Origin of the sequence: Corynebacterium sp. MSK047, from assembly GCF_030232285.1 — a bacterium.
Taxonomy (GTDB): Bacteria; Actinomycetota; Actinomycetes; order Mycobacteriales; family Mycobacteriaceae; genus Corynebacterium; species Corynebacterium jeikeium_D.
On sequence record NZ_JASPJI010000010.1, the window covers coordinates 84,909 to 98,166 of the forward strand.

At 58.0% G+C, this 13,258-nt stretch carries 13 protein-coding genes and 1 pseudogene; 3 read left to right on the forward strand and 11 right to left on the reverse strand.

Annotated features, from left to right (window positions below):
* Nucleotides 1-123: 123 nt before the first annotated feature.
* The 9 genes from QP981_RS05690 to map all read right to left on the reverse strand — a co-directional run bounded on the left by QP981_RS05690 (nt 124) and on the right by map (nt 8,125).
* A complete protein-coding gene (locus tag QP981_RS05690; RefSeq protein WP_284857598.1) occupies nt 124-2,265 on the reverse strand; it encodes a DUF6541 family protein in 2,142 nt (713 codons plus the stop codon).
* 59 nt (nt 2,266-2,324) lie between these two features.
* Nucleotides 2,325-3,215 (reverse strand): tRNA pseudouridine synthase A, encoded by an 891-nt coding sequence (locus QP981_RS05695; RefSeq protein ID WP_284857620.1) that lies wholly within the window; start codon nt 3,213-3,215, stop codon nt 2,325-2,327.
* Between the two features lie 293 nt (nt 3,216-3,508).
* Nucleotides 3,509-3,979 carry a 50S ribosomal protein L17 gene (rplQ, locus tag QP981_RS05700; RefSeq protein WP_016422080.1) on the reverse strand — a complete coding sequence of 157 codons (471 nt, stop codon included), beginning with the start codon at nt 3,977-3,979 and terminating at the stop codon, nt 3,509-3,511.
* 37 nt (nt 3,980-4,016) lie between these two features.
* Complete coding sequence (locus tag QP981_RS05705) at nt 4,017-5,042, reverse strand: DNA-directed RNA polymerase subunit alpha (RefSeq protein WP_284857597.1); 1,026 nt, start codon at nt 5,040-5,042, stop codon at nt 4,017-4,019.
* A 73-nt stretch (nt 5,043-5,115) separates the two neighbouring features.
* Entirely contained in the window at nt 5,116-5,721 is a 606-nt protein-coding gene (gene rpsD, locus QP981_RS05710; RefSeq protein ID WP_005509964.1) for a 30S ribosomal protein S4, read from the reverse strand.
* A 24-nt stretch (nt 5,722-5,745) separates the two neighbouring features.
* On the reverse strand, nt 5,746-6,150 hold the full coding sequence (gene rpsK, locus QP981_RS05715) for a 30S ribosomal protein S11 (RefSeq protein ID WP_016422078.1): 405 nt from the start codon (nt 6,148-6,150) through the stop codon (nt 5,746-5,748).
* Between the two features lie 3 nt (nt 6,151-6,153).
* Nucleotides 6,154-6,522, reverse strand: a complete 369-nt coding sequence (rpsM, locus tag QP981_RS05720; protein ID WP_005509836.1) for a 30S ribosomal protein S13 — start codon at nt 6,520-6,522, stop codon at nt 6,154-6,156.
* Nucleotides 6,523-6,818: 296 nt separating this feature from the next.
* Entirely contained in the window at nt 6,819-7,040 is a 222-nt protein-coding gene (gene infA, locus QP981_RS05725; RefSeq protein WP_016422077.1) for a translation initiation factor IF-1, read from the reverse strand.
* A 284-nt stretch (nt 7,041-7,324) separates the two neighbouring features.
* Nucleotides 7,325-8,125 (reverse strand): type I methionyl aminopeptidase, encoded by an 801-nt coding sequence (gene map / locus QP981_RS05730; RefSeq protein ID WP_284857619.1) that lies wholly within the window; start codon nt 8,123-8,125, stop codon nt 7,325-7,327.
* 137 nt (nt 8,126-8,262) lie between these two features.
* On the opposite strand from map, the gene QP981_RS05735 reads away from it, so the two are divergent.
* The gene (locus QP981_RS05735) at nt 8,263-8,844 is read left to right on the forward strand and encodes a hypothetical protein (protein ID WP_070545638.1); all 582 of its coding nucleotides are present in this window, start codon (nt 8,263-8,265) and stop codon (nt 8,842-8,844) included.
* Between the two features lie 171 nt (nt 8,845-9,015).
* Here QP981_RS05735 and QP981_RS05740 read toward each other — a convergent pair whose 3' ends face one another.
* Both QP981_RS05740 and secY read right to left on the reverse strand, forming a co-directional pair.
* Entirely contained in the window at nt 9,016-9,567 is a 552-nt protein-coding gene (locus QP981_RS05740; RefSeq protein ID WP_284857596.1) for an adenylate kinase, read from the reverse strand.
* Nucleotides 9,567-10,898, reverse strand: coding sequence for a preprotein translocase subunit SecY (secY, locus tag QP981_RS05745; protein WP_088611995.1), 1,332 nt, complete (start codon nt 10,896-10,898; stop codon nt 9,567-9,569). The genes QP981_RS05740 and secY overlap by 1 nt, the downstream gene beginning before the upstream one ends.
* Before the next feature lie 354 nt (nt 10,899-11,252).
* Between secY and QP981_RS11295 the strand changes: the two are divergent.
* Nucleotides 11,253-11,912, forward strand: a pseudogene (locus QP981_RS11295) (6-carboxyhexanoate--CoA ligase); the annotation flags it as partial.
* 48 nt (nt 11,913-11,960) lie between these two features.
* A complete protein-coding gene (locus tag QP981_RS11300; RefSeq protein WP_502869552.1) occupies nt 11,961-13,112 on the forward strand; it encodes an aminotransferase class I/II-fold pyridoxal phosphate-dependent enzyme in 1,152 nt (383 codons plus the stop codon).
* Nucleotides 13,113-13,258 lie beyond the last annotated feature (146 nt).

Below are 13,258 nucleotides of genomic sequence, written 5' to 3' on the forward strand. Positions count from 1 at the left end.
ACTGACGGAGCGATTCGAGACTTCCGGCTTAGCCGGCTCGTCGTCTCCACATCCGGCCAGCGCGAAAGTCATCATCACACCGGCTGCGATCGTTGCCATAAATTTATTCATCCGCATGGTGTCCTAACCTACCCGACCATCGCTCCATCCCCTAGTAGCCGAGGGAGGAATTACTTCCGGAGAACTAGCTCGCATCTCGTCGATGCGTTCTGGCGTAATCACATCATTGAAGGCGAAGATAGTTACTTCCCTATCTCGATAAACAGGGGTTACCCCTGGAGCTACCCAGAGCCCTTCACCAGGAAACTCTAAATCCTCCTTGGAATCCCAAATACCCGGGGGTGACAAATAGATGAATCCCACATTCAGCTTTCGGGCTGAGCGATCGACATCGTTCACCCCATCCGGCCGGTCGGGGTCTGGAAAACCGAGGTAATCAGCGTGCCAATACAGCATTGAGGTGGCAGTCCACTTATTCGCCACAGGCCAGTCATAGTGCGGGAACACCACCGGCAAGTCATTGCGAGCGTACATCCAGCTGGACCCCTCCGGCGGATTGGTAAACGTGCGGTACTTATGTGCCTCCGGCTGCTCGGCCAACCAATCAAATGCCTTTAAGTCAGCCTTGGAAATGATTTGCCATTCCCGAGGGCTCTTGTAGGCGAAATCCGCAGCGCTAGCATTAGATGCCACTCCATAGACCACAAGTACAGCAGAGCTCACCGTCGCTAAGCTCAACCCCAGAACCCGCCCCGTCGATGGCACCTTTGATTCACTAATTCGAGCCGCCCACGCGCAGCCCCACGCAACGGCGATACCCGCAAACGCGGAATACAGGTACGCGGTGACCATCACCAACCGGTGAGGTGTCGAATAGTGAAGATCCGTATACAGCGCGAGAATATCGCCCGGCACGCCACCAAAATGATTGAGCGCGTGGGTCGTCATCAACACCGAAACAAACCAGGCCGGTACTACCCACACCCGTCGGCGCGAAGTATCTGCGAAAACCAAAAACGCCATCCCGATGAAACCAAGGATGATAATTGGCCAGAACGGCCGGAATTCCTCAGTGTGGCGAGTCAGCATTGTGGCGCCTCGATACCACGCATCGAAACGATCGAGGTCGTCTACTTCAGCACTAACCGCGCGCACATCCTCGGTCTGAGAAGTTCCCGTAAGCCACTGCGGCAGGAGAACTGCCACTGCTGGCACGAAGGCGGCTGCAATCACCGCGACGTCGTAAAGCCTGGCGCGAACCGCACCCAGTTCAGGATGCGCGGGACGCGGCAGGCGGTAGCACAACCACCAGATTGCACCGAGTATAACGACTGTAGGCACCGATGCCGGATGGAGCTCTCCGATACCGATTATCGAAAGCGCGGCGCTCAAGATGCGCTGAGGTGCGTGCGGGAGCGACGTAACAAAGGCAAAAACGGTAATCGCTAGTGCAATTGAGACCTGGTACGGCCAGGCCCCCACGAAGACCCCGACGGGCATCAATACCGGAAGCGCTGCGGAAACAAGCGCTGCAACCCCCGCGGCAACGGCGGTGGACAGCTTTCGGCGATCAATAATTCTCCAGGTGAGCGCCGCAGCCGCCGTGGGTATGGTCACGGCCGGAATGATAATGCCGAGGTAATTGACCGCCTCGGTGATTGGTAGACGGACAATCAATATCCAAAGCGCACCGAACGCATGCCATGCGGCGGGATAGTAGGACACCGCCTGAGTTTCCACATTCTGGATCTCGCCCATTCTAGTGGCCGAGGCCATGCCGTCTTCCGTAATCGAACGGAGCACACTTGCATGCCAGAGTGTGTCCCAGCCTTGCTGGATGGTCGCCATCCCCTCGGACATTGAAGCGATGCGGCCGATAGCGGTCCACGTGAGAACCGCCGCTGCGATGATGACTCCGATACTTGCGATTAGCCCATAGCCCAACTCGCGCCATCGACTTGCGGCGGGCGGCTGCGTCTCGGCCGACACTGAGCGATCGACACTACCGCGCCGCCGCCGAATCAAAGCGCTGCCGCCACTCCAGCAAAGCGCGAGAAGTAGTGTCACGGCCCAGCAGATAGACGCACTGACCAAGGTGAAGCGCACATCGATAGCGCCGAGCACCCACCCTGCAGTACCTGCGATACCAAACGTCACCGCAGGACCGAGGGCCAGAGCCCACGGAGTACGAACGCCGCTGGCTCGCACTACAACAGCGCCGGGGATTACGAGCAACGCAACCAAGCTAACAATTGCCCACACCACTACCGAACACTCCTCCTACGGTCACTTTCTTCAGGGAATATTACCGAGAGCTTGTACATTTAAGCCTCGTCCACATCTGTCCGGGCATCACGACGCTCGCGGGTCTGCTCCGCCCTAGCCGCCAAATCTGCATCGCCGGGGTAATCAACACCTACCAGGCTGAGTCCACGCGCCTCTGCCACCGGGACCAACGGGGAACGCTTCTCTTCACTCAACAACTGTTCAGTGAATCCAACCACACGTCGCCCCTCACCGACACTAAGGCAGGCCCCAACCAGTGAGCGCACCATAGACCAGCAGAACGCGTCGGCAGTCACATGGGCCTCGTACAGCTCTGGTTCTTCCCGCGTAGATACGTCGAACCACTGGAACTGCTGTAAATCTCTAGTGGTCGTCGCATGCGGCTTGTGTCGGCAAAAAGCGGCAAAGTCATTGAGCCCCAGTAGGGCATCAGCCGCCACCTGCATGCGGTTGATGTCCACTGACCGCCGCCAGTGGGCCGTATCGCGAGCACGGGTAGGAAGCGGGCCACTGACGCAACTAGTGACACGGTAGACATAGTGCCGACGTAACGCGGAAAAGCGGGCATCGAAACCCGGGGGCGCAAACGAGGTGCCCCGAAGCGTCACGTCCGCGGGCAATAGTCGCGCTACACGACGAACCAAATTACCCGGATCCCCTGCGATAGAACGTGTGTCTAAACAGGCGACAGGAACATCTGCGTGAGCCACCTGCGCGGAGGCATGGACACCAGCATCTGTACGACCGGCCACAGTCAGTTGCACTGGAGTGCGCAACACCTTCTCCAGAGTGGATTCCAACGTCGCCTGCACAGTCCGCACCGGTTCTCCCGTGGGCTTATCGCGCTGAGCAGCCCAACCGTGGAAATCTGTCCCGTCATAGGCAATGTCAAAACGCAACCGAACCAGGTCGGAGTCGGTGCTCCCCATAGCAGCACAATCGGGAGAATCGCACGGGGTATCCGGAGTCGTTGGAGTAAGTGATGTCACGGTTAACAGATTGTAGCCGGGACCCCGGATTAGAGAATCAGCAGTTTCCACCGCAGGGTCTCCGTATGGCTCTCAATGTTGGTGCGTAATCCGTCGGTGTAACCGGAGGCAGAACTGGGGACGGGCGCTATGCACCGTCGTTAAGCACAAAGAACCCCCGGGAGAGCGTTCAGATATGAACTGCTCAACGGGGGTTCAAAGCTGTGACGGCCAGAAGCCGTCGGCGAGGGGAATTACTCCTCCTCTGCAGCCTCAGCCTCAGTAGCCTCAGCCTCTTCGGCCTTTGCCTCTTCAGCCTGCTTGGAAGCAGCAGCGCGAGTTGCGCGAGTTGCCTCAGCAGTTGCGGTCTCTTCCTCAACCAGAGCGATCAGAGAGATCGGGGCATTGTCGCCCTTGCGGTTACCCAGCTTGATGATGCGGGTGTAGCCGCCGTCACGATCAGCGAACTGCGGACCGATCTCGTCGAACAGCTTCTTAACTGCGTAGTTGTCGTTAAGCAGCTTTGCAACGTTGCGGCGATCTGCGAGAGTGCCGCGCTTTGCCTTGGTGATCAGCTTCTCAACGTACGGACGCAGCAGCTTGGCCTTGGTGTCGGTGGTCTTAATCTTGCCGTGCTCGATGAGCTGCTTCGCGAGGTTGGCCAGAATCTTCTTCTGGTGCGAAGCGGAGCCGCCGAGACGGGAACCCTGCTTAGGGGTAGGCATAGGTATCTCCTCGTTTTAATGAAGTCGCGTCGGTGAACTACTCGTCGTAGCCAGCGCTTGCGCCATCAGTCCAGTCAGCGTCATCGCCCGAGGCAGCGTCCAAATCAGCGACAGCAGCCGGGTCGAAGTTGTTCGGGGAATCCTTCAGAGCGAGGCCAAGCTCAGCGAGCTTCTCCTTGACCTCATTGATGGACTTGTCACCGAAGTTGCGGATATCCAGCAGATCCGACTCGGTACGAGTAGCGAGCTCACCGACAGTGTGGATCTCCTCACGCTTGAGGCAGTTGTAGGAGCGCATAGAGAAGTCCAGATCCTCAATCGGAGTCTGGTACGCAGCGACATCCTCAGCCTCGCGCGGGCTCGGGCCAATCTCGATGCCCTCAGCAGCCTCGTTCAGCTCACGTGCCAGACCGAACAGCTCAACCAGAGTCTTGCCTGCCGACGCCATTGCGTCGCGGGCGGTGATCGAGTTCTTGGTCTCGACATCGATGATCAGCTTGTCAAAGTCGGTGCGCTGCTCAACACGAGTAGCCTCCACCTTGTAGCTGACCTTCAGAACTGGCGAGTAAATCTGGTCCATCGGAATGCGGCCGATTTCGCCACCGGAGTTCGGGGTCGCCGGCACGTAGCCACGACCACGCTCAACGATCATCTCAATATCCAAGCGACCGGAATCATTGAGAGTAGCGATGTGGTGGTCCGGGTTATGAATCTCCACACCTGCTGGGCACTCAATGTCTGCAGCGGTCACCGCGCCTGCACCTTCGCGACGCAGGTAAACGGTAGCCGGCTCATCGAACTCGCTCGAGAGCACCAGACCCTTGATGTTCAGGATGATGTCGGAGACATCTTCCTTCACGCCCGGGATAGTGGTGAACTCGTGCAGCACACCGTCGATGCGGATGCTGGTGACTGCAGCGCCCGGAATGGACGACAGCAACGTACGACGAAGAGAGTTACCGAGGGTGTAACCGAAACCCGGCTCCAGCGGCTCGATAACGAACCGGGAGCGAGAGGAATCAATGTAGTCCTCAGTCAGCGTTGGGCGCTGGGAAATGAGCATTTTCGAAAATCCTCCAGGTGGCGACCGCTATATGACGCCATAGGGAATGAATGGATGCAAGCGAAGTTGGTTATTACTTCGAGTAGAACTCGACGATCAGCTGTTCCTGAAGCGGAATGTCGATCTGTGCGCGTTCCGGGGTCTGGTGCACGAGGATGCGCAGGGACTCAGGAACAACCTGAAGCCATGCCGGGACGACAGCGTCGACCAGGTTCTCCTGTGCCTCTTCGAACCAAATCATCTTCTGCGACTTCGGGCGCACGTCGATGATGTCGTACTGGCTTACCTGGAAGGACGGCACGTTAATCTTCTTACCGTTAACGGTGAAGTGGCCGTGGGAAACCAGCTGACGAGCCTGGCGACGGGTACGAGCCAGACCAGCGCGGTAGACAACGTTGTCGAGACGCGACTCCAGCAGGACGACGAGGTTATCGCCAGTCTTGCCCGGACGACGGTGAGCCTCGGCGTAGTAGCGACGGAACTGCTTCTCCATCACGCCGTAGGTGAAACGTGCCTTCTGCTTCTCCTGGAGCTGGAGCAGGTACTCCGACTCCTTGATACGAGCGCGGCCAGCCTGCCCCGGAGGGTAGGGACGACGCTCAAAGTTCATGTCGCCACCGACGAGGTCGACGCGGAGACGACGGGACTTACGGGTTGCGGGACCGGTATAACGGGCCATTTCTGTTCTCTCCTTACCCTATTCCTAGACGCGACGACGCTTCGGCGGACGGCAGCCGTTGTGCGGCTGAGGGGTCACATCCGAGATCGAGGACACCTCAAGGCCAGCGGCCTGGAGGGAACGGATGGCGGTTTCGCGGCCCGAACCCGGACCCTTAACGAAAACGTCAACCTTCTTCATACCGTGCTCCATGGCCTTACGAGCAGCGTTCTCGGCGGCCATCTGAGCAGCGAACGGAGTGGACTTACGAGAGCCCTTGAAACCGACGTGACCAGAGGAGGCCCACGAGATAACAGCGCCCTTCGGGTCCGTGATGGACACGATGGTGTTGTTGAAGGTGGACTTGATGTATGCGTGGCCCTGAGCCACGTTCTTCTTTACAACGCGACGGCCGGTACGACGGCCGCGTGCGGACTTCGGAGCTGCCATGTTTTACTTCTTCTTTCCGGCGATCGTCTTCTTCGGACCCTTACGCGTACGAGCGTTGGTCTTGGTGCGCTGACCACGGACTGGCAGGCCACGACGGTGGCGCAGACCCTGGTAGGAACCAATCTCAATCTTGCGGCGGATATCAGCCTGAACCTGGCGGCGGAGGTCACCCTCGACCTTCCAGGTAGCTTCAATCACGTCACGCAGCGCAGCAACCTGCTCATCGGTGAGAGCGTCGGTGCGCAGATCCGGAGAGATGCCGGTCTTCTCCAGCAGCTCATTGGCACGGGCGGGGCCGATGCCATAGATGTAGGTAAGAGCGACCTCCATACGCTTGTTGCGTGGCAGGTCAACTCCAGCAAGGCGTGCCATACGGCAATTTCCTTCCGGTTGATGCGGTGGTTTACTCCACTGCCATCCTTCCCAGACCCGGCTTACTCGGTCGGACGCCGAGTCGCGCAAGTGTTATAGAAAGGCTCCAGCCACCGTTGCCGGAGGTATTCTCGCTTACTTCTGTGGAAAAGCTTTCATAAAGAACCGCCGCGCTAATCTGCTGAGACACCCGGTCTCAACATCACGCGGCCGTCACCAGAAGCAGCTAGGACGGTGGAGTTTCTGTCTCGTTAGTAAATAAGCCCATAACCACTACCAACAGTGGTCAGGTCGATTTACTTGTAGCGGTAGACGATTCGCCCACGCTCGAGATCGTACGGAGAAAGCTCCACTACGACTCGGTCTTCCGGGAGAATACGGATGTAGTGCTGGCGCATCTTGCCACTGATATGGGCGAGCACCTTGTGCCCGTTGTCCAGCTCCACTCGGAACATCGCGTTCGGCAAGGGTTCGACGACGCGACCCTCAACCTCAATTGCGCCTTCCTTTTTAGCCATGTCCTCCACGTCTCTCTGGCGGATACCCGGGACAATCCCGGCACCAGTTGGGAAATCTCTACTCTGCCTGGTGTTTTAGCAGTTCCGTGCAGGGATAATCATCACTGCAGCGACACTGCGCCCACACCATCGCCCAACTTTACACGCGACCTGCGTTTTTACCAAATACGACCACTATGGGACCGCCTGCAAGCGATGGCAGGCGGACTCTCTCTCCGCGTTCAGAATTCATCGCAGCCTTTATGGCGACATTCTGACCTTTCGCGTAGCCCCTCCCGCACTAGTTATTCATTTCGAGGAGTCAAAATACGGGGGCCGTCCGCTGTGGCGGCAACTGTGTGCTCCCAATGGGAGGCCGGCATTCTATCGGCGCTGACGACCGTCCAGCCGTCGTCAAGCTCATCACTACCCCACTCGCCGCCGAGAATGAGCATCGGTTCAATGGCCAATACGGAGCCTTCGACGATGCGGGGACCCTTTCCAGCTTTGCCTTCGTTGGGAAGGAAGGGGTCCATGTGCATCTCACGCCCAATACCGTGCCCGCCGTACCCATCGACGATGCCGAGTTCAATATCGTGGCGCAGTTCAGCCTCACGGGTGGCCATTTCAAGCGCATACGAAATATCGGTGAGGCGAGCGCCCGGCATCATGGCCTTAATACCTTCGGCGAGGACCTCTGATGTCGCAATGTTCAGTTTTTCGACATCGTCACTCAGCTTTCCGACGCCGAAAGTAAGTGCCGAATCGCCGTGCCAGCCATCCAGGATTGCGCCACAGTCAATTGAGACTAAATCACCATCGGCGAGAACCGTAGACGAAGACGGAATGCCGTGGACAATCACTTCGTTCACTGATGCGCAGACAGATGCCGGGAAGCCTTCATAGCCAAGGAAGGACGGCGTTGCGCCAGCATCGATAATGGCCTGGTGCGCAATCTCATTGAGATCTGCCGTGGTGGCCCCTGGCTTAGCGGCGTCTCGGCAGGCTAGCAATGCACGACCGACGATCTCGCCGGCCGCTTGCATCGCATCCAATTCTCCCTCGGTGCGGGCAGGAACTACTTTGCGGCGGCGTCGAAAACTCATCACGCTGGTTGAGTCTACTCTGCCCCAGAAGGGAACCACCGGCTAGCTGTGCCCCGCCACCTACGAGGGCGCCGCTCGGATCGCTGCCACTTCCGAGAAATTTACACCCAAAGATGAGCTGCCCTACGATAACTGGCATGCATTCACTGTTGAAGTCCGCGCAAACTGCGGGCGTTGTTATTGCTGCCAGCTCGCTTTTCCTGGTTGGCGCATGCTCAAGCAACCCCGAGCCGTCGCCGGCGCCGACTGTCCCCTCCACTTCCCCTGCCGCGGAATCGCCGGAGGCCCCTGGAAGCACCTCGGGTTTCATGGGCACCTCTGCACTGCCTGAGTCGCTCCAAAACTTCACACCTGATGCAATTAAGGAGGCGATTGGCAGCTGCGTCGAGTCGGATGACTCTAAACCCGTCATTTTTGGCAGCGAGAGCGTACATGGCTTCACCTGCGTAATGGCGGTTGGCGACGGTGGCACCGCAATGCTCAGTACTGCCGAGGACCCGGCCACTGTCGAGCGCATTAACGAAAAGGCTGAGTCCGTCGAGAGCTACACGCCATACGAGCTACCCGGCAAGCACGCATTTAGCGGCATCAGCAAGGGGTCCCCTTTCGTTATGGTTATCGACGAGGATAACCGCATCTACCAAGAGTTCGTTTTCGCGAATATTGGCGCCGAGGCTGCACAGCCACTTATCGACGAAATCATTCAAGACTTCCAGTAGCCCTCACTATCGGCTGCCCCCACCCCAGCCCCAACAGCCACACACAAAAGCCGCCCTTCCAAACCTCAACGGTTCGAAAGGGCGGCTTCAACAACCATCTACAACCGGCAAACCCATCGGCCCCAGCCAGCGAAAAAGCTAGAGCGTCTAGTTACCCGGTGTGCCAGGAGCCTAGTTCAGCTTCTCCAGCTTAGCCATCGTGCGCTCGTTAATCTCCTCAACGGATCCCTCAGCGGCAATCTTGATGATCTTCTCCGAGTAGTAATCCAGCAAAGGAGCGGTCTCATTGGTGTACACATGCATGCGGTTGCGGATGACCTCTTCAGTGTCGTCTGCGCGACCACGGGCCAGCATGCGCTCGACGACGACATCCTCAGAAACGTCGAACTGTACGACCGCATCCAGCTCAGTGCCGAGGTTGGACAGCAGACGCTTCAGCTCTTCTGCCTGACCAACAGTGCGCGGGAAGCCATCCAACAGGAACCCCTTGGCAGCGTCGTCCTCATTCAGACGGGACTCGACCATACGCACAGTCACGTCGTCCGGAACAAGGTTGCCGGCGTCGATGTAGGACTTCGCCTCAATGCCAAGCGGAGTGCCTTCACCGATGTTTGCGCGAAACAGGTCACCGGTGGAGATGTGCGGGACACCGAGCTTTTCCGAGAGGATAGCTGCCTGAGTGCCCTTGCCTGCACCGGGAGGACCTACAAGTACGAGTCGCATTACTTCAAGAACCCTTCGTAGTTACGTTGCATCATTTGGCTTTCAACCTGCTTGACCGTCGTCAGCGCAACACTGACCAGAATCAGCAGGGCTGTACCTCCAAACATACCGCCTGTACCGGAGTTCGCGTCGCCAAGCCCCATATCAAGAGCGACATTTGGCAGAACAGCAATCAGCGCCAGGTACAGCGAGCCGACAGTCAGCAGGCGAATCAGGACGTAGGACAGGTATTCAGCAGTCGGACGTCCCGGGCGGAAGCCCGGAATGAATCCACCGTATTTCTTCATGTTCTCCGCCTGCTCGTGCGGGTCGTACTGCACGGAGGTGTAGAAGAAGGAGAAGAAGATGATCATCAGGAAGAACAGCAGAATGTACTGCCAACTGGACGGCGCCAGCAGGTACTGAATGACATTGCGCTGCCACCAGTTGTCCATGTTCGGATTCGACTGACCGGACTGAACAATCTGGGTAATCAGAACCGGCACGTAAATCAGCGAGGACGCGAAGATGACAGGGATAACACCGGCCTGGTTCACCTTCAGCGGCAGGTAGGTGGAAGATCCGCCGTACTGGCGACGACCAACCATGCGCTTTGCGTACTGCACCGGAATACGGCGCTGTCCCTGCTCAATGAAAATAACGCCGATGATGAGAATCAGCACGGCAACAATCACGGTGGCGAACACGACACCGGTAGTGGAGCGCAGAATGTTCGCTCCCTGCGCCGGCATACCAGCGGCGATACCGGAGAAAATCAGCAGCGACATACCGTTGCCGACGCCTCGGTCAGTGATGAGCTCACCCATCCACATGACCAGCACGGCACCGGAGGTCATCACAACGACCATCACCACGAGGTCAAAGACACCCGCATCCTTAACCAGCAGCGACTGCGAGCCACCCAACAGGGCACCTCGGTCTGCCATGGCCACAATGCCTGCAGACTGCAGCAACGCCAACGCCACTGTGAGGTAGCGGGTGTACTGGGTCATCTTTGTCTGACCCGACTGCCCTTCCTTCTTCAACTGCTCGAAGTGTGGAATCACCACCGTGAGCAGCTGGACGATAATCGAGGCCGTAATGTACGGCATAATGCCGATGCCGAAAATCGCCATCTGCAGCAGAGCGCCACCTGAGAACAGGTTAATCAGCGAGTAAACGCTGGACTGATCTTTCGAAATCTGCTCGAGCTGCGCGTTGACCAACTGGTAGTCGATACCAGGGGTTGGAATCTGCGAGCCGATTCGGTACAGAATGATCATCGTCAGAGTGAAGAAGATCTTCTTACGCAAATCGGGATCGCGCAACGCCGCAATGAGACCGGAAGCCACGTGCATCCTCCCGAGGTCAAGAAATCCGCTTCTCCCACGCTTTTCCCGAAAGACTTACCCGCTTATCCGCCAGTAGTCTCCCGTTTTAGTCAAGCAACGCGGATGACGTATTCCTCAAACCTTTAATTGACAGTATTTGACGTAGTGAGTCTACCAGCGTTTCTCCACATCGTCGCAATACACCTCCATATCACCGTTAGTACAGCGCCCCGCCAATCACCTCTTTTCGCTTGACGACGACCCCAGCGCCCCCTCCCCTCTGAACCCACGCCCCTCACTGTGCTCCACCCAATTTTCCCAGACAAAACTTGAACAGTGTTAAAGTTTTGCTCTGTGAGTACCTACAGCATCCGCATGCGATCCAGCGCCGATGGCTGCCATATCTCCGGCGCTGAGCGTCTTGCACCGGCCGTCGAACTACCTCAGCTGGCTTCTGCAATGACTAGCCGTGCACTTCACCACGACAAGGGTCGAGCCGACACAATTCACATCACTGTGGACAAGGTTGAAGAGTCGACTATCGGCACCGTGTCCGCGTTGACTCCCTTTCTAGAGTCGAATCCCAGCCCTGAGGACGCACGCAATCTCATTGCTCAACGCCTACACGCTGCAGGCATACAGGCAGCCGACATCGCCGTCGAAATGGCCTATTCACTCACAGGTCTCCGCGGTGCCGCTCTCATCGATGCCTCCTCCGGTGAACGGCTCGACCCAAACCCTGCCCGTGGTGTACGGGTTTCCACTTTTGATGCCATCTCGCACCCCAGTAAGGACTGCACCAAGGATCATTTTCACGAGGCGCTTATCCTCGCATCTAAGGTTCACAGCGCCCCGGGTATCGTCGCAGAAATCTGCCTCTCCGATGACCCCTTTTACACGCGGGGATATCTGGCGCTGGACGGAATCTTTCACCGTATCCCCAATATCAAGGACCACGGCAGCACTCTTGGTACTCGCATCTTCATCGTTGAACCCGGCACCGATATCCCTGAGCTAATCGATTACCTGGAGAACGCGCCGGTCTACGTCGAGCTCCCAGCCGACGCCAGTTCCTCGCCGGACGTGACCGCCCCCAACAGCGACCTCTCAGCAATCGCCGCCCAAAGGAACACTGCCTGGGCCGCTGAAGGGCTTGCCCGCACACTGCGCACTTTCGAAACCGGACAACTGCCACACAGCCGAATTGACGGAACCGACTATCTACTGTTTTCTTCTTCGGACTACCTCGGCCTGTCCACGCACCCTGAGCTCATCTCAGCTGCCACCGAAGCAATTGGACATTTCGGCACCGGGTCCGGCGGCTCTCGCCTGACCACCGGCACTAGCATCCACAGCGCACTAGAGAATGAACTCGCGCGGTTCTTCGGTTTCGACGATGCCGTTCTCTTTGCTACTGGCTACCAGGCGAACCACTCAACCATCGCTGCCATCGCCACCGCCGACGTGGAAATCTTCTCCGACGCCGCCAACCATGCTTCCATCATTGACGGATGCAGCAATGCCCGAGCTAAAGTTACGGTCTTTCCACACGCTGACTACCAGACACTCGACCGTCTCCTCGCAGCATCGAGCGCCCGCCACAAGCTTGTCATCTCCGACTCCGTGTTCTCTATGTCAGGCGAGGTCATCGACGGCCCCGCACTCGAGCGCACCTGTCGCCGTCACAACGCATGGCTGATGCTTGACGACGCCCACGGCGTCGGCGTTATCGGAGAGCAAGGCCGTGGCACCGCATCGCACCTGGGCATTCACCCGGACATTGTGGTCGGCACCGCGAGCAAGGCTCTCGGTGTCGAAGGAGGATACGTTCTCTGCTCGGCACCAGTTGGCGAACTGCTACGCAATCAAGCCCGCAGTTTTGTGTACTCAACGTCCATGAACCCCGGTTCTGTCGCAGCTATCCGCGCCGCGTTGAAGCAGTTGGAGGCTGGGGACGTCGTCAAGCGATTGCAGCGTAATATTGCGCGCGTCCGCTCCCTGGTTGACGCAAAGTCAGACCCCGCATCTGCAATCATCCCACTGCCCGTTGGCGACGAGGCCGAAGCGATGGACGCCTCAGCACGGTTGGCGGAGCTCGACGTGTACATACCTGCGATTCGCTACCCGACGGTTCCCCGTGGTGAGGCAATGTTGCGATTGACCATTACCGCGCTCCATACGGACGCTGACATCGACCGACTGGAGCAGGCTCTGCGCAACACCGGCCTGCTGTAAGCGGGCGGTTTGCGCTGCCCTCCCCTCCCCTTTCCTCCCCCTCAATACAAAAAGAGCTCTTAACCACTTTGAACTAGCCCCCGAAAGTTGGACTGGTTTAACTCTAGGCGGTTAGGGCTTCAAGGGTCTGATTCCGATATTGCATC